Origin of the sequence: Novosphingobium sp. (genome assembly GCF_027531025.1) — a bacterium.
Lineage (GTDB): Bacteria > Pseudomonadota > Alphaproteobacteria > Sphingomonadales > Sphingomonadaceae > Novosphingobium.
In genome coordinates, this window is sequence record NZ_JAPZQX010000004.1 from 85,509 (window position 1) to 105,162 (window position 19,654).

Annotated in this window: 18 protein-coding genes; 8 read left to right on the forward strand and 10 right to left on the reverse strand. The window is 66.4% G+C overall.

All coding sequences use genetic code 11. The features are described from left to right. Window positions 1-10: 10 nt before the first annotated feature. Window positions 11-808 carry an SDR family oxidoreductase gene (locus O9281_RS06990; RefSeq protein ID WP_298184073.1) on the forward strand — a complete coding sequence of 266 codons (798 nt, stop codon included), beginning with the start codon at window positions 11-13 and terminating at the stop codon, window positions 806-808. 34 nt (window positions 809-842) lie between these two features. Here O9281_RS06990 and O9281_RS06995 read toward each other — a convergent pair whose 3' ends face one another. After that, window positions 843-1,511: a L,D-transpeptidase family protein gene (locus O9281_RS06995; protein WP_298184074.1), complete on the reverse strand. Its 669-nt coding sequence runs from the start codon at window positions 1,509-1,511 to the stop codon at window positions 843-845. Window positions 1,512-1,651: 140 nt separating this feature from the next. Then, on the reverse strand, window positions 1,652-2,878 hold the full coding sequence (locus O9281_RS07000) for a glycosyltransferase (protein ID WP_298184075.1): 1,227 nt from the start codon (window positions 2,876-2,878) through the stop codon (window positions 1,652-1,654). A gap of 68 nt (window positions 2,879-2,946) precedes the next feature. Between O9281_RS07000 and O9281_RS07005 the strand changes: the two genes are divergently transcribed. Next, window positions 2,947-4,083: a phosphatidylserine/phosphatidylglycerophosphate/cardiolipin synthase family protein gene (locus tag O9281_RS07005; RefSeq protein ID WP_298184076.1), complete on the forward strand. Its 1,137-nt coding sequence runs from the start codon at window positions 2,947-2,949 to the stop codon at window positions 4,081-4,083. A gap of 25 nt (window positions 4,084-4,108) precedes the next feature. After that, window positions 4,109-5,509, forward strand: coding sequence for a M20/M25/M40 family metallo-hydrolase (locus tag O9281_RS07010; RefSeq protein ID WP_298184078.1), 1,401 nt, complete (start codon window positions 4,109-4,111; stop codon window positions 5,507-5,509). Here O9281_RS07010 and O9281_RS07015 read toward each other — a convergent pair. Next, window positions 5,481-6,095, reverse strand: coding sequence for a TetR family transcriptional regulator C-terminal domain-containing protein (locus O9281_RS07015; RefSeq protein ID WP_298184079.1), 615 nt, complete (start codon window positions 6,093-6,095; stop codon window positions 5,481-5,483). The two genes, O9281_RS07010 and O9281_RS07015, sit on opposite strands and share 29 nt — an antisense overlap. Window positions 6,096-6,160: 65 nt before the next feature. Here O9281_RS07015 and O9281_RS07020 point away from each other — a divergent pair, with 65 nt between their 5' ends. Beyond that, entirely contained in the window at window positions 6,161-7,333 is a 1,173-nt protein-coding gene (locus O9281_RS07020) for an aromatic ring-hydroxylating dioxygenase subunit alpha (RefSeq protein ID WP_298184637.1), read from the forward strand. After that, window positions 7,330-8,928 (forward strand): NAD(P)/FAD-dependent oxidoreductase, encoded by a 1,599-nt coding sequence (locus tag O9281_RS07025; RefSeq protein ID WP_298184080.1) that lies wholly within the window; start codon window positions 7,330-7,332, stop codon window positions 8,926-8,928. Before O9281_RS07020 ends, O9281_RS07025 begins: the two co-directional genes overlap by 4 nt. Here O9281_RS07025 and O9281_RS07030 read toward each other — a convergent pair. Beyond that, window positions 8,906-10,177: an amino acid permease gene (locus O9281_RS07030; RefSeq protein ID WP_298184081.1), complete on the reverse strand. Its 1,272-nt coding sequence runs from the start codon at window positions 10,175-10,177 to the stop codon at window positions 8,906-8,908. The genes O9281_RS07025 and O9281_RS07030 overlap by 23 nt on opposite strands. A 70-nt stretch (window positions 10,178-10,247) precedes the next feature. Here O9281_RS07030 and O9281_RS07035 point away from each other — a divergent pair, with 70 nt between their 5' ends. Continuing rightward, window positions 10,248-11,858 carry a tetratricopeptide repeat-containing sulfotransferase family protein gene (locus tag O9281_RS07035; protein WP_298184082.1) on the forward strand — a complete coding sequence of 537 codons (1,611 nt, stop codon included), beginning with the start codon at window positions 10,248-10,250 and terminating at the stop codon, window positions 11,856-11,858. Between the two features lie 107 nt (window positions 11,859-11,965). Further along, complete coding sequence (locus O9281_RS07040; protein ID WP_298184083.1) at window positions 11,966-14,443, forward strand: TonB-dependent receptor; 2,478 nt, start codon at window positions 11,966-11,968, stop codon at window positions 14,441-14,443. 100 nt (window positions 14,444-14,543) lie between these two features. On the opposite strand, the gene O9281_RS07045 is transcribed toward O9281_RS07040, so the two are convergent. The 6 genes from O9281_RS07045 to O9281_RS07070 form a co-directional block, all read right to left on the reverse strand. After that, complete coding sequence (locus O9281_RS07045) at window positions 14,544-15,011, reverse strand: YbaK/EbsC family protein (RefSeq protein ID WP_298184084.1); 468 nt, start codon at window positions 15,009-15,011, stop codon at window positions 14,544-14,546. Continuing rightward, a complete protein-coding gene (locus O9281_RS07050) occupies window positions 15,008-15,472 on the reverse strand; it encodes a low molecular weight protein-tyrosine-phosphatase (protein WP_298184085.1) in 465 nt (154 codons plus the stop codon). Before O9281_RS07050 ends, O9281_RS07045 begins: the two co-directional genes overlap by 4 nt. Then, window positions 15,465-15,743: a hypothetical protein gene (locus tag O9281_RS07055; RefSeq protein WP_298184086.1), complete on the reverse strand. Its 279-nt coding sequence runs from the start codon at window positions 15,741-15,743 to the stop codon at window positions 15,465-15,467. The genes O9281_RS07050 and O9281_RS07055 overlap by 8 nt, the downstream gene beginning before the upstream one ends. Before the next feature lie 3 nt (window positions 15,744-15,746). Then, a complete protein-coding gene (locus O9281_RS07060) occupies window positions 15,747-16,199 on the reverse strand; it encodes a hypothetical protein (protein ID WP_298184087.1) in 453 nt (150 codons plus the stop codon). A gap of 20 nt (window positions 16,200-16,219) precedes the next feature. After that, window positions 16,220-17,770, reverse strand: a complete 1,551-nt coding sequence (gene ubiB / locus O9281_RS07065; protein ID WP_298184088.1) for a 2-polyprenylphenol 6-hydroxylase — start codon at window positions 17,768-17,770, stop codon at window positions 16,220-16,222. A 127-nt stretch (window positions 17,771-17,897) separates the two neighbouring features. Beyond that, the gene (locus O9281_RS07070) at window positions 17,898-18,629 is read right to left on the reverse strand and encodes a class I SAM-dependent methyltransferase (protein WP_298184089.1); all 732 of its coding nucleotides are present in this window, start codon (window positions 18,627-18,629) and stop codon (window positions 17,898-17,900) included. 139 nt (window positions 18,630-18,768) lie between these two features. On the opposite strand from O9281_RS07070, the gene mutM reads away from it, so the two are divergent. Then, window positions 18,769-19,584, forward strand: a complete 816-nt coding sequence (mutM, locus tag O9281_RS07075) for a bifunctional DNA-formamidopyrimidine glycosylase/DNA-(apurinic or apyrimidinic site) lyase (protein ID WP_298184639.1) — start codon at window positions 18,769-18,771, stop codon at window positions 19,582-19,584. Window positions 19,585-19,654: the final 70 nt, after the last annotated feature.

A 19,654-nucleotide genomic window follows, 5' to 3' on the forward strand; every position in this document is an offset into this window, starting at 1 on the left:
AGCGAGCGACATGACCCAATCACCATTCCGCGACGGTATTCTCGACTGCAAGGTGGCCTTCGTCGCCGGGGGCACTTCGGGCATCAACCTGGGGATCGCCAAGCGCTATGCCGAACTGGGCGCGAAAGTTGCGGTCTGTGGCCGCAATCCGGAAAAGGCCGCCAATGCCGCCGCCGAGATCGGCCACGGGGCAATCGGCCTCTCCGCCGACGTGCGCGATTACGGCGCGATCCGCAGCGCGATGGAGCACGTCCGCAATGAATTCGGGCTGCTGGACATCGTTGTCTCCGGCGCGGCAGGGAACTTCCTGGCGCCGGTGCTCGGGATGAGCGCCAATGCCTTCAAGACCGTGGTCGATATCGACCTCAACGGCACCTTCAACGTGTTCCGTGGCTGTCATGACCTGCTCAACGTCCCGGGTGCCTCGCTGATCGCGATCACGGCCGGGCAAGCGGTGAATCCGATGCAGCTTCAGGCCCACGCCTGCGCGGCCAAGGCCGGGATCAACCAGCTGATCCGCGTGCTGGCGCTGGAGTGGGGTTCGGACGTGCGGGTCAACGGCATTTCGCCCGGCCCGATCGCCAATACCGAAGGCATGGCCCGGCTCGCGCCCGATGCCGATACCCGGGAGAAGCACTATGACCGGATCGCGATGAAGCGCTGGGGCGAGATCGAGGAAATCGCCGAGGGTGCGGTGTTCCTCTGCTCGAATGCCGCGCGCTATATCACGGGGACGATCCTCGATATCGACGGTGGCAGCCAGCTTGGCGATGCCACGCCGCGCTCGCTGGGCAAGGGGCTGGCCTGAGGTTTCGGTCGTCCCGGGTCAGGCCCGGGGCGACCTACCCCTCGACCAGCGAGTCGCCCTTGCCGATCCGCTTGCCCCTGGTGATGTAGACCACATCGCCCAGCTTGGTTGCGGCGAACAGCTTCTTGCCGAACTCGTTCGGCACGCCGATGCAGCCACGGCTGGCATAGCCCTTTTCCACCTTGGTGCCGTGGATGGCGATGCCGTCGTTGGTCAGCCGGTGGGTGAAGGGCATGGGTGCGCTGTCGTAGATGCTGGAATAGTGATCGGCCTTCTTCCAGATGATCGGAAACTTGCCCAGCGGCGTGGGCTTTTCCTGGGTGCCGAGCAGCACCGCCGTGGCACCGATTTCGTAACCACCTCGGAACACCGAGAGGACCCGCGCTTCGAGGTCCACGGTCATCACCAGCGGGCCACCGGCCGGGACGCCGTCTTCGTTCCAGTGCCATTCGCCGTACTTGATCGGCCCGGTGATCGGCAGGATCCGCTTGATCACGAAGCGTTCGTCGCGGGGCTTGGTCACGGGGGTGGCGATCGGGGTGGCGGGGGCGGCCTTGGCAAAGTCTGCCGAAGATGAAGGTGCCGGGGCTGCTTCGCTGAGGACAGTTGCCTCGGCCACCGGCTGGCGCACCAGCATGTAACCGGCCGCGCCCACCAGCCCGACAAAGGCCACCAGCATCGCCGCCATCGCATTGAATTTCATCGACCCGCTTCCTCGCGCCAGACTTCGGCCAGGCCACAGTGCCGCAAACGCGCCATTGCTGCCAGCACCCGCCGCCACCTGTCCCTGGGTGGGACTGGCGGGTGCGCGAGTGTTACCCGCAACGGGTTAACAGACGCTGGTTATCGCGCCGAGACCGGGGCGAATTCCTCGAACAGGGCGGCGTACTGTTCGACCATGGCCCCGATCGCGAAGCGCTGGACCCGGACAAAGCCGGCTTCGCGCATGGCGGCGCGGCGTTCCGGCGCGGCGATCAGGTCGGACATGCCGCGCGCCAGGGCCTCGACATCGTCGACCGGGACCAGCTCGCCGCTGACCCCCGGTTCGATCACGTCGCGCGGGCCGAACTTGCAGTCGGTCAGCAGCAGCGGCGCGCCGCAGGCCAGTGCCTCGGCCGCGACGGTCGGGAAGCCTTCCCACCGCGATGGCAGCACGAACAGGTCGGCCCGCGCCATCCAGGCATAGGGGTTGGCAACGAAGCCGATGAAGCGAACATGTTCGCCGATGCCTAGCTGGGCGGCCAGCCGGTGCAGGTGGTTGAGCCGGCTACCCTTGCCCAGGATCACCAGCGCATGGGTGCGCCACAGCCCGCTCTTGGCAAAGGCGCGCAGCAGTACGCCATGGGCTTTCTGGAACTCCAGCCGCCCGGCGGTGAGGATGAATGGCCGATTCGGCGCCCCCGGCACCGGCTGGTCCTTGGCCGCAGTGATCGTGCCAAGGTCGATCGGGTTGTTGATCATCCGCATCTTGGCGGGATCGAGCGACAGGTCGGTCAGCAGCGTTTCGGCCATGTCGGTGGCATTGGCCAGCACGGCATCGGCGCGACGGTAGGCGCGGCGGGTCAGCCCGACCGAGACCTTGCGCACGAATTCGTTGGGAGCTTCCTCGTTGACCACGGCCAGCACGTTGTTCCCCTCGCGCGCGATCCAGCGCGGGCGGCGGCGGCCAAGCCCCATCAGTGAGAGCCAGGCGAGCAGATTGGTGCCCTTCAGGAAGCTCATCACCACGTCCGGGCGGGTCTGGGTGATCATGTGCCGGAACGCCAGCGGCGCGCGCACGGCGCTGCCGATCAGCTTGCCAGGTGCATATTGATCCGAGTTCGGCCCGTCATAATTGAAATGGGTTTCCCCGTCGGTCGCGACCAGCAGGCGGTCCTGGTCCTTGATCAGGTCGACATAGGGTCCGGCCTTGCGCAGCAGGCCCATGCGCGCGTCAATCCGCCGGGGATCGAGGCCGTTGAGCAGGTGGGCGGCCACGCGTTCAGCCCCGCCGCCGTGCAGCGAAGAGAGCAGCAAGAGGACTTTCACGGGACGGCCCAACGCCAGGTGCGGAGGAGCAGGGGCGTGCATGATCTACCTTCCTCGCGACCGGGACTGGCCTTGCCATCGCCGCAGGTCGCTGGCAAGGGCCAGCCCCGATGGGCGAAGGTAGCTTGCCAGACGATGAACCGCTTCAGGCGGAGCTGCTGGTCGGCTCGGCGGCGTTCTGGGCACGCTGCTCGGGCGATATTGCCGAGGCCCGTCAACGGGTTCTGGTCCAGGCGATGACCTTCGAAGGCGATGGTGCAGGCCTGGCGGTGGCCGGGGTGATCGCCGCCAGTCGGGCGGCCGACCGCCGTGTGCTGGTCGATGATTACACCCGCCACGTCGTCAACGACACCTTCCTGGCCCTGACCCGCGATCCGGCGATCCATGCCGAGGCGGCGGAAACAGCGGCCATGTTCGCCCGGCTGCAGGCGGCGGGGGCGGGGGTGCGGGTAACCAACCCGATCGGTCGCAATCCGCTGCGCTATGCGCTGCGCAATCACAAGAAGCTGCTGGTGATCGACGATGTCGCCTGGCTGGGCGGGATCAACTTTTCCGACCACAACTTTGCCTGGCACGACATGATGGTGCGGGTGACGCACCCCGGCATCGCCGACTGGCTGGCGGGCGAGTTCGACCACGACTGGCAAGGCCATGGCGGCAGCCGGACGGCGCAGATTGGCGGAGCGACGCTGCTCAGCATGGACGGGGCGGATAATCCGGCCGGCTTCGCCCCGCTGATCGCGGCCTTTGCCGGGGCGCGCCGCTCGCTCGAGGTGGTGAGCGCCTATCCGACCTTTCCCTTCGTCGCGGCGATGGGCGAGGCCGCCCGCGCCGGGGCCGAGGTGACGCTTTACACCCCGCGCCCCAACAACAAGCCGATCATCCGGGATTACCTGCTGGGCGTGGCCGAAAGCGCGGGCATCCGGATCCGGCTGACCCCGATGATGACGCATGCCAAGGCGGCGCTGATCGATGGCGAGGCGCTGGTGGTGGGATCGAGCAATTTCGATTTCGTCAGCTACCGCGCCAATGCCGAATATGTTGCCGTGCTGCGCGATGCCGGGCTGATCCAGGCTTTCCGCGACCATGTGTTGACCCCCCTGCAGGCCGGCAGCAGCGCCCCCGCGCCGGGGGACCGCTCGGCCTTGCGGTCATGGCGGGCTCGGCTGGGGCTGGGGCTGGCCGACCGCGCGATCGCGCGGCTGAGCCACGGCCCGCGCATTGCCGAATGGCCGGTGCGGCCCTAGGCTGGAGTTCAAAGGAGAACGTTCGATGTCGCCCAAGGCCTTCTTGCTTGCTGCTGCTGCCCTGTCAGTCCCCGCGCTGGCTGCTCCCCCGAAGGCCCCCAGTGCGGCGGCCGAGGGGCAGGTTCTGGACCTGTCGAAGCAGGTGATCGCGCTGCGTTCGGTCCGCGGGGAAGGCAACAAGACGGCCGATGTCGCGCGCGCCTACAAGGCTGCGCTGCTCCAGGCCGGCTGGGCCGAGAGCGATTTCGAGATCGTGCCGGTGGATGACACCGCCTATTTCATCGCCACCTGGCGGGGCAGCGATCCCAAGCTCAAGCCGATCGTGATTTCCGGCCACATGGACGTGGTCGAGGCCAAGCCCGCCGACTGGGAGCGCGATCCCTTCATCCCGGTGGTCGAAAACGGCCTGCTTTATGGCCGCGGGGCCAGCGACCAGAAGGTCTCGCAAGTGCTGGCAATGGTCGCGCTGATGGAACTGCGCAAGAGCGGCTTCAAGCCGAAGCGGACCATCGTGATCGCCTTCTCGGGTGACGAGGAAACCACGATGAAGACCAGCCGCATCCTGGCCGAACGCTTTGCCGGGGCGGAAATGATGCTCAACACCGATGGCATCGGCGGCACCTATGACGATGCCACCGGCAAGCCGCTCTACTGGACCTGGCAGGGGGCGGAGAAGACCTATCTCGACGTCAAGCTGGAGGTGACCAATCCCGGCGGCCACAGTTCCGCCCCGCGCCCGGAAAACGCGATTACCCAGCTGGCCACCGCGCTCCAGCGGATCGGCAATTACACCTTAAAGGCCGAGCAGAGCCCGCTGACTAAGGCCTATTTCGAAAAGGCCGCCCAGTTCGAAAGCGACCCGAAGATCGCTGCCGCGATGCGGGCCTTTGCCGTCAACCCGGCGGACGAGGCCGCGCTGGCCGTCCTGCGCGCCAGCCCCAGCCATGTCGGCAAGGTGGGGACCACCTGCGTGCCGACCATGGTCAGCGGCGGCCATGCCGAAAACGCCCTGCCGCAGCGCGCCACAGCCAACGTCAACTGCCGGATCTTCCCCGGCCATGGGCGCGAGGAGATCATCGCCGAGCTGGCCCGGGTGGCCAATGTGCCGGAGGTGAAGTTCAGCGATTTCACCGGCGGGGATTCGACCGAAAGCCCCGCTTCGCCGATGCGCGCCGATTTCATCGGGGCGGTGGAAAAGGCGATGAAGCTGGCCCGCCCCGGCGTGCCGGTGTTCCCGGCGCAAAGCTCGGGCGCAACCGACGCGATGTGGTACCGCGCCAAGGGCGTACCGAGCTATACGGTCAGCCCGCTGTTCATCAAGGACAGCGACTCCTATTCGCACGGCCTCAACGAGCGTATTCCGCTGAGCGGCATCCGCCCCGGCCTGGTCTATTACTTCAGCCTGTTGCCCGATCTGGCGAAATGATCCGCGCCAGGGCCGCGCGGGCGATGGCAGCCGCCTCGTCCGCGCTGAAGGCCTGAGGCGACAGGCACAGTTCCAGCCACAGCCCGTCGACCAGCGCGGTCAGCTCGATCGCGCGCGGGCGCAGCTCGGGCCGGGCGACCCCGGCGGCGGCCAGCAAGGCTTCCAGTTGGGCGCGAAAGCCGCCGTACTGCTCGTCATGCAGGGCGGCGATTTCCGGGCGGGCGCGGACCAGGCTCCAGAAGGCGATCCAGGTGGCGAGCAGTTCGGGATCGGCGATCGGGGCGGTGAAGCTGGCGGTAACGAAGGCCTCCAGCCGCGCGCGCGGATCATCGCCCGCCGCCGCCACGGCCGCTTCCAGCGCGGCATCGACCCGCGCCCCGGTGTGGCCATAGGTCGCCGCGATCAGCGCGTCGACGCCGGGGAAGTAGTGCCCGACCAGCCCCGGCGATACGCCCGCCTCGACCGCGATGGTCCGCACGCTCGCCCCGGCGATCCCCGCGCGGGCCAGCACGCGGGCGCAGGCCTCGATCAGGCTGAGGCGGCGGGCATCGGGTTCAGACCGGCGAAAGGCGGGCGCGGTGCTCACTTGCGGCATCCTACCACTTGTTGTACGACTGTCCAACAAGGTTTGAAGGAGTCGCCGTGGGCAAGCTGGGAGCCATCGTTGCCGAAATCGACGGGCCGGACGTCGATCCCGACGCCGATTTCAGCCTGCCCGGCTGGATCTATCACGACCGCGAGTTCTTCGACCTGGAGATGGAGCGGGTGATCCGCCCGTCGTGGCAGATCGTCTGCCACGTGAACGAGATTCCCAATCCCGGCGATTACCAGACGATCGACTACCTCGGCGAAAGCGTGGTGGTGATCCGGGGCGATGATGGCGTCATCCGGGCCTTCACCAATGTCTGCCGCCACCGGGCGATGCGGCTGGTCGAAGGGCCGATGGGCTGTGCCAAGAAGCTGGTCTGCCCCTATCACGCCTGGGTCTATGAAACCGACGGGCGGCTGACCGGCGTGCCAATGAAGGGTGAGTACCCGGCGCTGAAGCTGGAGGAAAACGGCCTGGCTCCGGTCGCGACCGAAGTCTGGCACGGCTTCATCTTCGTCAACCTGTCCCCCGGCGCCTTCCCTTCGGTGGGCGAGATGATGGCCCCCTTCGAGGCCGAGGTCAGCCAGTACCGGTTTGAAGATATGGAGCGGATGGCCCCGGTTCGCCTGCGCCCGCGCGGGGTGAACTGGAAGAATGTCGGCGATAACTACTCAGACAACCTTCACATCCCGGTGGCGCACGATGGCCTGTCGCGACTGGTCGGCAAGACCTATCGGATCGAGGCGCATGGCTGGGCCGACCGGCTTTATGGCGATGTGGTGAAGGGCGAAAAGCAGAACTTCTGGGAGAAGTTCTATCGCACCCATCTGCCCCGGGTGGACCACCTGCCCGAGGAAGCGCACGGCCGCTGGCTCTATTACAAGCTGTGGCCGAACATGGCCTTTGATATCTACGCCGACCAGATCGACTTCATGCAATGGCTGCCGATCAGCCCGACCGAGTGCCTGCTGCGCGAAGTGGCCTATGCCCTGCCTGATGGGCGCCGCGAAATGAAGCTGGCGCGCTATGCCAACTGGCGGATCAACCGGGTGGTCAATGCCGAGGATACCTGGCTGATCAGCCGGGTCCAGCAGGGGATGCAAAGCAAGTCCTATGGCACCGGCCCGATCGCCCGCAGCGAGGTCTGCCTGCGCAGCTTCGCCCGCAAGATCCGGGCACTGATTCCGGCGGCCCGCCAACCCTTCGCGCCCGCACCGGGCTGGAGCAAGCAATGACCAAGACTTACGACGCGCTGATCATCGGCGGTGGCCACAATGGCCTGACCTGCGCCTTCTACCTGGCCCGCGCCGGGATGCGCGTGCGGGTGCTGGAGCGGCGGCACATTGTCGGCGGTGCGGCGGTGACCGAGGAATTCCACCCCGGATTCCGCAATTCGACCGCCAGCTACACGGTCAGCCTGCTGCGCCCCAAGGTGATCCAGGACATGCGCCTGCACGACCATGGCTACCGCGTGATCGAACGCACGATCAGCAACTTCTTCCCGTTCGAGAACGATTACGTGAAGCTGGGCGGCGGGCCGGGCCGGACCGAGGCAGAATTCGCGCGCTTTTCGAAAAAGGATGCCGAGGCTTACCCGAAGTACGATGCGGCGCTGGAAAAGGTCGCCAACGTGCTGCGCGACCTGTCGCTCCAGATTCCGCCCAATGTTGGCGGGGGCCTGTCCTCACTGGTCGCGGCGGCGAAGCAGGGCTGGCCGATGGCCAACCTTGACCTCTCCACCCAGCGCGACCTGCTCGACATCTTCACCAAGTCGGCCCGCCAGTTCCTCGATGGCTGGTTCGAGCATGACTATGTCCAGTCGGCCTTCGCCTTCGATGCGGTGGTCGGCAATTATGCCGGGGTTTCAACCCCTGGCTCGGCCTATGTCCTGCTGCACCACGTCTTCGGCGAGGTAAACGGCAAGTTGGGCGCCTGGGGGCATGCGGTTGGCGGGATGGGGGCAATCACCCAGGCCATGGCCCGCGCCTGCGAGGATCAGGGCGTCGAGATCAGCCTTGAGGCGCCGGTCGCCAAGGTGCTGGTGAACAATGGCAAGGTCCAGGGCGTGAAGCTGGAAAGCGGCGAGGAACTGATCGCCCCGATCGTCGCCTCCAACGCCGGCCCCGCGCTGCTCTATCGCCAGCTGGTCGATTCCAGCGATCTCGATGAGGACTTCAACCGCCGGATCAAGGGCTACAAGACCTGCTCGGGCACCTTCCGGATGAACGTCGCCCTGTCGGAACTGCCGGACTTCTCGGTGCTGCCGGGCAAGGAACAGGCCGAACACCACACTGCCGGGATCATCATTGCGCCGGGCATGGACTACATGGACCAGGCCTTCATCGATGCCCAGCAGCATGGCTGGTCGAAGAAGCCGATCGTCGAGATCAAGATCCCCAGCACGGTCGATGACAGCCTGGCCCCGCCGGGCTGCCATGTCGCCTCGCTGTTCTGCCAGCAGTTTGATCCGACCGTCGACTGGGATGCCAACCGCGAGAAGGTGGCCGACCTGATCATCGACACGGTCAACGATCATGCACCCAACTTCACGAAGAGCGTGATCGCCACCCAGATCCACTCCCCCTGGGACCTCGAGCGCAAGTTCGGGCTGATCGGCGGCGATATCATGCACGGCACGATGGGCATCGATCAGCTGTGGGCCGCGCGCCCGGTGCTGGGCCACGGCGACTATCGCGGGCCGATCAAGGGGCTCTACATGTGCGGCGCGGGCACTCATCCCGGCGGGGGCGTGACCGGCGCGCCGGGCCACAACGCGGCCCACGCGATCCTCGCCGACCGCCCGCTGATCAGGAAGCTGTTGCGGTCCTGACCGAAAGGTAGACCGGCAGGCCGGCACCGATCAGCAGCGCAGCATAAAGCATCGCTTCGGTGCCAAGCCCGTATTCAGCCCAGAAGAAGAAGGCCACGGCCACCAGTGCTGCCAGCACGGTCAACGCCTGGCCGCGCGCCAGCTTCAGCGCGGCCAGTGCAGCCATCAGGTAAGCGACCAGCCCCGCCGCCAGGCTGACCGAGGCAATGAAGCCGAACAGGTCGGTCATGCCCTTCTGGTAGTTGAGCAGGGTGATCCCGCTCAGCAGGCCGCTGGATACCAGGTGCGAGCGGACCGGGGTGCCATGCCTGCCTTCCTGCGCGAACCAGGCCGGAAAGACCCCGCCCTTGGCCATGGCCCAAGGCATTTCGGCCTGGACCAGGACCCAGCCGTTGAGCGTACCGAAGGCGCTGATCGCTGCAAACAGAGCGACGGCGATCGCTACGTCGCCGCCCAGGTAACGTCCCAGATAACTGGCAATTGGAGCCGGGCTGGCGGCCGCTTCATCGATGGGCATGTATAGAGCAAACGCGGCGGAAATGCCGAAGTAGACCAGGCCGGTCAGCGCCACGCCCAACATCGTTGCCCGGGCAATGTTGCGCCCCGGATTCTCAACCTTGTCGGCCGGAACGGTGGCCGCCTCCAGCCCCAAGAAGCCCCAGAACGTCAGCCCGGCGGCCAGTGCGATGTTGTCGACCGTGAACGGTACGCCGGGATCCGGCGCACGCGGTGCACCGGTCGCGAACAAGTAGACCGCAATGCCGATCAGGCCGACCAGCGGCAGCAGTTTCAGCACTACGGTCACTTCCTGCAGCCGCCCCGCCTCGCGTACCCCGCGGATATTGATCAGGGTTACGGTCCACACGCAGGCCACGGCCAGCACGGCCGGCAGGCCCTGCGTTTCGCCCAACACGGGCCAGATCAGCGCAAGGGCGCTGACCACGGCCACTGCGACCGCCGCATTGCCCACCCAGCTCATCACCCAATAGGCCCAGGCTGTGGTGAACCCTGCCAGCGGCCCGAAGGCGGCAGTGGCATAAGCGTAAGGCCCCCCGGCGAGTGGCAGCTTGCGGCCCAGCGCGGAGAAGACCTGCGCAAGCGCAAGCGCGCCGATGATGGTGATGCCCCAGCCAGCAAACTGGTTCCAGCCGAGCGGGGCGAGTTGGGCGGGCAGGACATAGATGCCCGATCCCACCATGTTGCCAATGACCAGCGCGAGCAGCGCCCAGAATCCCAGTTTGCGTTCCATTGGCGTTTTCCCCCTTGCAGGGCAGACTACCGCTTGATCGCGCGGCGTCACCATGTTTCTTGGGGCCCGCATGAACACCCTGACCACCCAATCCTGGCTGGCCCGCGCGGGCGCCTATCATCCGCGGCTGATCCGCGCCGCCATGGCGATGAACGAGAACGACCTGCCGGTGGCCGAGCCGCTGCTGCGCCAGCACCTCAAGGAGGATCCGTTCGATGTCCAGGCGATCCGCCTGTTCGCGGAACTGGCCGGGCGGATCGGGCGCTATCGCGATGCGGAAAACCTGCTGCGCCGCGCGGTCGAGCTGGCCCCTGGCTTCACCCCGGCGCGGGCCAACCTGGCGCTGGTGCTTTACCGCCAGAACCGCCCGGCCGAAGCCATTGCCGAGCTGAACCTGGTGCTGGAGGAAGAGCCGGACAATCCCGGCCATGCCAATCTCCAGGCCGCCGCGATGGGCCGCATCGGCGAATTCGACGAGGCGATCCAGCTTTATGAGCGAGTGCTGGAACAGGCCCCCAACCAGCCGCGCGTGTGGATGAGCTTTGGCCACATGCTGAAGACCGTCGGCCGGCTGGCCGAGGGGATCGCCGCCTATCGCAAGGCGATCGAGGTTATGCCGACCCTGGGCGAGGCCTGGTGGAGCCTCGCCAACCTCAAGACCGTGAAGTTCGACGATGCCGATATCGCGGCGATGCGCGCCGCGCTGGAGCAGGGCGGGGTGGCCAAGGAAGACCACTTCCACCTCGACTTCGCGCTGGGCAAGGCGCTTGAGGACCGGGGCGAGGCAGCGGCAAGCTTTGCGCACTACGCCGCCGCCAATGCCTTGCGCCGCACCGAGTTGAACTATGACGCCGATGACACCACCCGCCTGGTCGACCGGCTGATCGAGATCGCCACGCCCGAATTCTTCGCCGCCCGCGCCGGGCAGGGCTGCGATGCGCCCGATCCGATCTTCGTGCTGGGCATGCCGCGCGCCGGATCGACCCTGGTCGAACAGATCCTGTCGAGCCACAGCCTGGTCGAAGGGACCAGCGAACTGCCCGACATTCCGGCCCTGACCCGCGAAGTGAGCGCCTATCCGCTCGGCCTGCCGGAGCTTGCGGCCCCGGATCTGGCGCGGCTGGGCGAGGATTTCCTGAAGCGTAGCCGGATCCAGCGCAAGACCGACCGGCCGTTCTTCATCGACAAGCTGCCCAACAACTGGCTGCACGCGGTCTTCATCATGATGATCCTGCCGGGTGCGAAGATCGTCGATGCCCGCCGCCATCCGCTGGGCTGCTGCTTCTCGAACTTCAAGCAGCACTTCGCGCGTGGCCAGGCCTTCAGCTATGGCCTGGAGGACATGGGACGCTACTATGCCGACTATGTGCGGCTGATGGCGCACCTCGACCGGGTCCAGCCGGGGCGGGTCCACCGGGTGATCTACGAGAACATGGTCGACCATACCGAGCACGAGGTTCGCGCCCTGCTCGACTATTGCGGGCTGGCGTTCGAACCGGCCTGCCTTGAATTCCACCGCACCGAACGCGCGGTGCGCACGCCCAGTTCCGAACAGGTCCGCCGTCCGATCTTCCGCGAAGGGACCGAGGCGCACGTGCCGTTCGAACCCTGGCTTGGCCCGCTCAAGGCGGCGCTCGGCGAAGTATTGACCGCCTATCCGCAGGCCCCGGCAGCGTGGTAATTCTACCACGCTTTCGTGGCGATTAGGGGATTCTTTACGGGCGATGCTTGACCAGAGCGCCGTCTGGAATCAGGGATGTCTTTGAACACCTTCAAGATGGGGTACCCATGAAACTTGCAATTCGCCGTGCAGCCGGTTCCGCTCTGCTTGCCACCACTGCGCTCACTGCCCTCCCGGCTCTGGCGCAGGACGCCGCCGACGAGGTCGATGCCAACGAAATCGTGGTGACGGCGCAGAAGCGCACCGAAAACCTGCAGAACGTTCCGATTTCGATCCAAGCGCTCGGCACCGCCAAGCTTGAGCAGCTCAACATCACCGATTTCAAGGGCTATGCCCAGCAGCTTCCCTCGGTCTCGTTCCAGGGCGGCGGCGTTCCCGGTTCGAACGTGGTCTACATGCGCGGCGTCGCCTCGGGCGGTGACGGCAACCACTCCGGTTCGCTGCCTTCGGTCGGTGTCTACCTCGACGAACAGCCGGTCACCACGATCGGTGGCAACCTCGATGTCCACATCTATGACATCGCCCGCATCGAAAGCCTCTCGGGCCCGCAGGGCACGCTCTATGGCGCCTCGTCGCAGGCCGGTACGCTGCGCATCATCACCAACAAGCCCACCACCGCCGGGTTCGAAGGTTCGATCGATGGCGAGCTCAACACGGTCAAGAACGGTGCGATCGGCGGCAAGCTCGATGCCATGGTCAACGCGCCGATCAATGACCGGATGGCCCTGCGCGTTGTCGGCTTCTACCAGCGCGATGCCGGTTATATCGACAACGTGGCCGGCCAGCGCTGCTTCCTGCCCCGTCCGGGCGGGATCTGCATCAACAACGCGGCTTTCGTTGAGAACAACTACAACGAGACCGAAATCTTCGGTGGCCGCGCCGCGCTGAAGGTCGATCTGGACGATAACTGGACGGTCACCCCGTCGGTCGCTTACCAGAAGATGCTGGGTGAAGGGTCCTATGCCTTCGACCAGCGCGTCGGCGATCTCAAGATCCAGCGCTTCGGCCCGGAAACCCGCACCGACAAGTGGATCCAGGCCGCGCTGACCATCGAAGGCAAGATCGGCAGCTGGGACGTGACCTATGCCGGCGCCTACCTTGATCGCAAGGTGTCCGGCGAAAGCGATTACACCGACTACGCCGAAGCCTATGACCAGCTCTATGCCGCCTACAACGGCCTCGCAGGTTACTTCTACTTCCAGGATTCGCTCGGCAACACGATCAACCCGCAGCAGCGCATCCGCGGCGGCGATCACTTCAAGAAGCTGAGCCAGGAACTGCGGGTCGCCTCGCCGGCCGATCAGCCGCTCCGCTTTGTGGGCGGCGTGTTCTTCCAGCGTCAGTCGAACGACATCCTGCAGGATTACTACATCACCAACCTGGGCCCGCTGGTTTCGGTCAACGGCCGCCCGGGCACGCTGTGGCTGACCAAGCAGGAGCGCGTCGACAAGGACTATGCCGTGTTCGGCGAACTCAGCTATGACGTGCTGGAGAACCTGACCTTCACCGCCGGGGTGCGCGGTTATCGGTTCGACAACACGCTGATCGGGTTCTTCGGCTTTGGCCGCAACCCGAATGACAACTTCAATGCTACTCCGCGCAACGGGGCCGGCAGCTCGCGCACCGGCGTTGCCCAGTGCTTCACCACCACCGGCTCGCGCCTGCGCCCGGTGGCGGGTACCCCGGGCGTTCGCCTGCTGCCGGGCGTGGTCCCTGACACGCCCTGCACCAACCTCGGCGTCTGGAACGGTTCGGGTGTCGATCCGGTCCGCGTCAAGGACGATGGCCTGACCTGGCGCTTCAACCTGAGCTGGAAGGCGACCAGCGACGTGCTGCTTTATGCCACGGCCTCGAAGGGCTTCCGTCCGGGCGGCGTGAACCGCCGCGCCGACGTTGGTCCCTATGATGCGGACTTCCTGATCAACTACGAATTCGGCTGGAAGACCACCATCATGCCGGGCCTGCGCTTCAATGGCGCGGTCTATCAGCAGAACTGGAACGACTTCCAGTTCTCCTACCTCGGCGCGAACAGCTTCACCGAGATCAAGAACGGTCCGGATGCTCGCATCCGCGGCGTTGAAATGGACCTGTCCTACAATCGCGAAGGAATCTTCCTGCAGCTGGCGGGCTCGTACACCGATGCGAAGACCATCCAGAACCTCTGCGCCGTGGCTGATCCGACCTATGCCTGCACCGGTGCCGGCAACAGCGTCGTTTCACCGGTTGGCACCCGCCTGCCGGTTACCCCGATGTGGAAGCTGAACGGGACGGCCCGCTATACCTTCGAAACGAACGGTTCGGCCCGGCCCTATGGCCAGCTGAACTGGGCCTACCAGAGCTCGGCCAGCAGCGACATCCGCGTGGCTGACGCCTTCCAGCTGGGCCGCCTGCTCGATTACGGCACGGTCAACCTGGCCGTCGGGATTGAGTGGGACAGCTTCAATCTGGAGCTGTTCGCCTCGAACCTGTTCGACGAGCGTGGTCAGGCTTCGCGCTTTGTCCAGTGCGGCCAGTGCTACCAGCGTCCCTACATCGTGCCGATCACTCCGCGCACGATCGGTCTGCGCGCCGGCTCGAAGTTCTAAGGTTGGAGAGGAGGCCCGGGGGTCTTCGGGCCCCCAGAAGGCTGACTTGATCGAGGGCGGTAGGGGCAAACCCTGCCGCCCTCTTTTCATCCCCTCGGGGTTATTCCGGCAGCTTGCAGATCTCGACCCAGCGGGCGCCGACCAGTTCGGCGAGGCGCGCCGGTTCAAGCTCGACCGAGGACGTGCGCGATCCCGCCGCGGGGAAAACGGTCGGAAAGGCCAGCAGTGACCGGTCGGCGAGGATCGGCAGCGGGGTGGCGAGGCCAAAGGGGCAGACCCCGCCCACGGCATGGCCGGTCAGCGCCAGGGTCTCGTCCGGACCCAGCATCCGCGGGCGCCCGCCCAGTTCCGCCTTGCAGCGGGCATTGTCCAGCCGGGCATCGCCGCGCGCGACCAGCAGATAGGGCGCCTCGCCCACGCGAAAGGCCAGGGTCTTGGCGATCCGGCCGGGTTCCACGCCCAGCGTCGCGGCGGCTTCGACAACGGTGGCGGTCGATTGCGCCTGGTCGATCAGCCGCACCTCGGGGGCGTGCTCGGCCAGCCAGGCGACCGCGCTTTCGTGGCTCATCCTTGCAAGGCCCTGACCAGCTCCGCTGCCGCGCGGCTCACATCGGCCCAGGTATCCTCGAAATGCTCCTCGCCGCCGTAATAGGGATCGGCCACCGCCGCGCCCTCGCGCCCCGGCACCAGGTCAAGCAGCAGCTGCGGCTGGCTGATCGCATCGTCCGGCACGATCGCCAAGGCGTTGGCGAGGTTGGCATGGTCCATGACCAAGACATGGGTGAACCGCCGGAAATCCTCGGCCACCAGCTGCCGCCCGCGCAAAGACCCGATCTCGGCGCCATAGCTGCGCGCCGTTTCCTGGGCGCGCGGATCGGGCGGATCGCCCACGTGATAGGCTGCGGTTCCGGCGCTATCGATGATCACGTCCAGCCCGGCGGTTTCCGCCGCCTGGCGGAATGCCCCCTCGGCCATCGGCGAGCGGCAGATGTTGCCCAGGCAGACGAACAGCACGGCGGGTCTAGTCATCGCTGTCTCCAAAGCGTTCCAGCCGGAACGCGGCCTTCAGGTAATCCTCCGCCGCGGCCTTGAGCATCGGCTCCTTGGCAAAGGCTTCGGCCGGGAGCGGGGCGATCCCCAGCGCATCCATCAGCGTCCACAGGGCGAACCTGCGGCCCGGCTCACGCTCCACCCCGAAGCCGATCTTCAGCTTTTCGAGCGCGCGCTCATAGTCCGCCTCGGTCAGTTCGGCGGGGTCCTCGGTCCCGAAGAAGTGCAGGATCAGCGCGTCGAGGTCCATGGTCTAGTCCTGTCCGAAGGTTGCCGCCGGAACCTCGCGCGTCAGGCGGCGGAAGGTCAGCGCGGCGAAGATGCCGATGGTGGCGAAATAGGCCAGCATCGGCGGGGAAGTCCCCGCACGGTCCAGGTCGAGCACGGCGTGGACAATCGCCCCGCACGCCGCGCCCACGGCGGCATGAACCCAGCCGCTCGCCAGCACGGTCCAGCGCCGGGCAGCCTGCTGCAATGTCCAGCCGACCACGGTGATCGGCAACCAGGCAACCATGGTCGCGATAGGCACGGCCCAGATCGCGCCGATGAACAGGAAGGCGATCATTCCGGGCAGATCGTCCAGCGAGGCGCCCCGTAACTCGGTTGGATCGGCGATCACCATGGCAACAGGCATCAGCACCAGCGCAAACAGGCCGGTCAGCGCCGCGGTCGCCAGAGCCCAGCCCAAGGCCTGCGGTGTCGTCACCGCCGTGCCTGGGCTGTCCGTCAGCTCCATAACCGCATGGCAGCCCAGGTCAGTCCGCCGCCCGCCAGCAGTGTCAGCAGATAGCCGCCCCAGCCGCGCCCTGTTGTCCGCCGGCGGTCCCACACCAGTTCGACTTCGGGCAGAGGCGGGGCTTCCGGCGCGCCGCCCTTGGGCGGGAACTTCTCTTCCAGCCGCCGGATCAGGCCGGGCAGGCGCAGCAGGGTTTCGGTGTCTTCTTTGAGCCGGTCGGCCAGCGCGGCTTCCGGCCCCAGCTCGTCACGGATCCAGTTCTTCACGAAGGGTCCGGACACGTCCCACATGTTGATGCCGGGGTTCAGCGCGGTCGCCAGCCCCTCGACCATCACCATGGTCTTTTGCAGCAGCAGCAGGTGCGGCTGGGTCTGCATGTCGAAATCGCGGGTGATCGCGAACAGCCCGTCGAGCATCTGCCCCACGGAAAGCTCGGCCACGGGCTTGCCGCGCATCGGCTCGCCCACGGCGCGCAGCGCGGTCGCGAACTCATCGACCGAGTGATAGCTCGGCACATATTGCGCCTCGAAATGGATCTCGGCGACGCGGCGGTAATTGCCGGTGGTCAGGCCATAAAGGATTTCGGCCAGCCAGTAGCGGGCGCGGCGGTCAATCCGGCCCATGATGCCGAAATCGATCGCCACGATGGTGCCATCGTCCTGCACGAACAGGTTGCCCTGGTGCATGTCGGCATGAAAATAGCCGTGGCTGATCGCCTGGGTGAGGAAGGCGATGACCAGTCGGCTGGCGAGGTCCGGCAAGTCGACCCCGCTGGCTTCCAGCGCCGCGCGATTGCTGATCTTGATGCCGTCGATCCATTCGATCGTCATCACCCGGCCATTGGTGCGGTCCCAGTCAATTTCGGGAATGCGATAGCCTTCGAAGCCCTTCATCGCCTCGGCCAGTTCCGAGGCGGAGGCCGCCTCGCGCCGCAGGTCCAGCTCGCGCATGGTCCAGCGCTTCAGGTTGGCGATGACCAGGCGCGGGCGCAGCCGCGCCGCTTCGCCGCCCAGCGCCTCGAGATGGGCGGCGGCCCATTCGTAGGTCTCGATATCGGCGGCAAATTTTTCGCGGATGCCTGGGCGCAGCACCTTGATCGCCACGGTGCGGCCATCGCTGGTCACGCCCTTGTGAACCTGCGCGATCGAGGCCGCGCCGACGGGCACGGGATCGACGCTGGCGAACAGGTCCTCCAGCGGCTTGCCGAAGCTGGCCTCGATCTCCGCCCGGATCGCGGCGAAGGGGACGGGGGGCAGGCTGTCCTGCAGGCTCAATAGGTTGTGGGCCGCTTCCTCGCCCACCAGGTCGGGCCGGGTGGCGAGCGTCTGGCCCAGCTTGATCGCAGCCGGGCCGATCGCCTGGAAGGCCCCGGCATAGTCCGGCACGCGCGGCTGGAACGTGCCCAGCCGGGCCAGCCTGAACAGCCGCTTGACCGGCGCGGGCGTGTTGCGATCCTGCTCGATCCCGCGCAGTGCGCCATGCTTCGCCAGGATGCGGCCCCAGCGCAGCAGACGGATCAGGTGGGTCGTGGGGCCGGTCATGCGATCACCCTGTCCAAACCATAAGTGTCATCCCCGCGAAAGCGGGGACCCATGGCCCAGCCGTTGCACCATGGGTCCCCGCTTTCGCGGGGATGACAACCTTGGGAGCAAGTGCGCGCATCGTTGCTCAAATCTTCCAACCGCTGTGAATGGCCACCAGCCCGCCCAGGATGGGCTCAACCCGCGTGCGGGAGAACCCGGCGGCGCGGATCATGCCTTCGAATTCGGGCATGGTCGGGAAGCGGCGGATCGATTCGATCAGGTAGCGATAGGAATCGGCATCGCCCGCGATGGCCTGGCCGATCTTCGGCACCAGCTGGTGCGAATAGAGATCGTAGACCTCCTTGAACCCCGGCCACTCGGTGGTGGAGAATTCGAGGCAATAGAACCGCCCGCCATGCTTCAGCACGCGGTGCGCCTCGGCCAGAGCCTTGTCGATCCGGGTCACGTTGCGGATGCCGAAAGCGATCGTATAGGCATCGAAGAAGCGGCTCGGAAAGCTCAGCTCCTCGGCATTTTGGCGCGACCAGACCAGGCTATCGAAGCCCCGTTCCATGGCCCGCTCGATCCCGACGTCCAGCATGTCCTGGTTGATGTCGGACACGGTTACCGTCGCGCCGCGCGCCGCCATCCGGAAAGCGATGTCGCCCGTGCCGCCGGCCATGTCGAGGATCTGTTCGCCCGGCTGGGGCTTCACACGGCGGACGAACTTGTCCTTCCACAACCGGTGCATGCCGACCGACATGGCATCGTTCATCACGTCGTACTTGCGCGCGACGCTGGAGAAGACGGCGCCGACGCGCTCGGTCTTTTCCTCGGGAGTGACCTCTTCGTAGCCGAAGGAAACCTGTTCGCTCATAGGCCTCGCGCCTTACGCGGGTTTGTGGCCTGCGCAAAGGGGGACGTCATCCCGGGCTTGACCCGGGATCGCTGACCGATAGGGCATGGGCAACCTGCCAGCGATCCCGGCACAGGGCCGGGATGACGAGAGCTTGCCAATGCCAGAACTTCCCGAAGTCGAAACCACCGTTCGCGGCTTGGCGCGCTACCTTGATGGCGCGCGACTGGCGCGGGTCACGCCGCGCCGCGCCGACCTGCGCCGCCCTTTTCCTGCCGACCTCGCCCAGGCCCTCACCGGGGCAACCGTGACCGGCCTGTCACGCCGGGCCAAGTATGGCCTGATCCATACCGACCGGGGGCGGACCATGGTGTTTCACCTCGGCATGTCAGGCCGGTGGCGAATCGATCCGGAGGACCTGGCCTTGCACGATCACCTGGTGCTGGAAACGGCATCGGGCCATGTGCTGGCGCTCAACGATCCACGCCGGTTCGGTTCGGTGGACCTGGTGGACGAGGGCGCGCTGGCCGCCTGGCCGGCCTTTGCCGCGCTGGGGCCGGAGCCACTGGGCGATGACCTGACCCCGACGCATCTTAAATCCGCGCTGGCCGGACGCAGCGCGGCGATCAAGCTGATGCTGCTTGACCAGCGGATCGTCGCCGGCCTTGGCAACATCTATGTCTGCGAGGCGCTGTTCCGGGCCGGAATCGACCCGCGCAAGGCGGCGGGCCGGGTTTCCGCTACGGCGCTGGCGCGGCTGGTCCCCGCGATCAAGGCCGTGATTGCCGAGGCGATCGAGGCGGGCGGGAGCACGCTGCGCGACTATGCCCAGCCCGATGGGCAACTGGGCTATTTTTCCAAGCAGTTCGATGTCTATGATCGCACCGGCCAGCCCTGCACCCGGTGCGGCGCACCGGTTCAGCGCTTTGCCCAGGGCGGACGCAGCACCTGGCACTGCGCGAAGTGCCAAAGATAGCCGGGAATGCTTGACGATTCGCCCTCCCATGGCTAAGGGCCGCGCTTTCCTGCGGGTCGACTCCGCACAA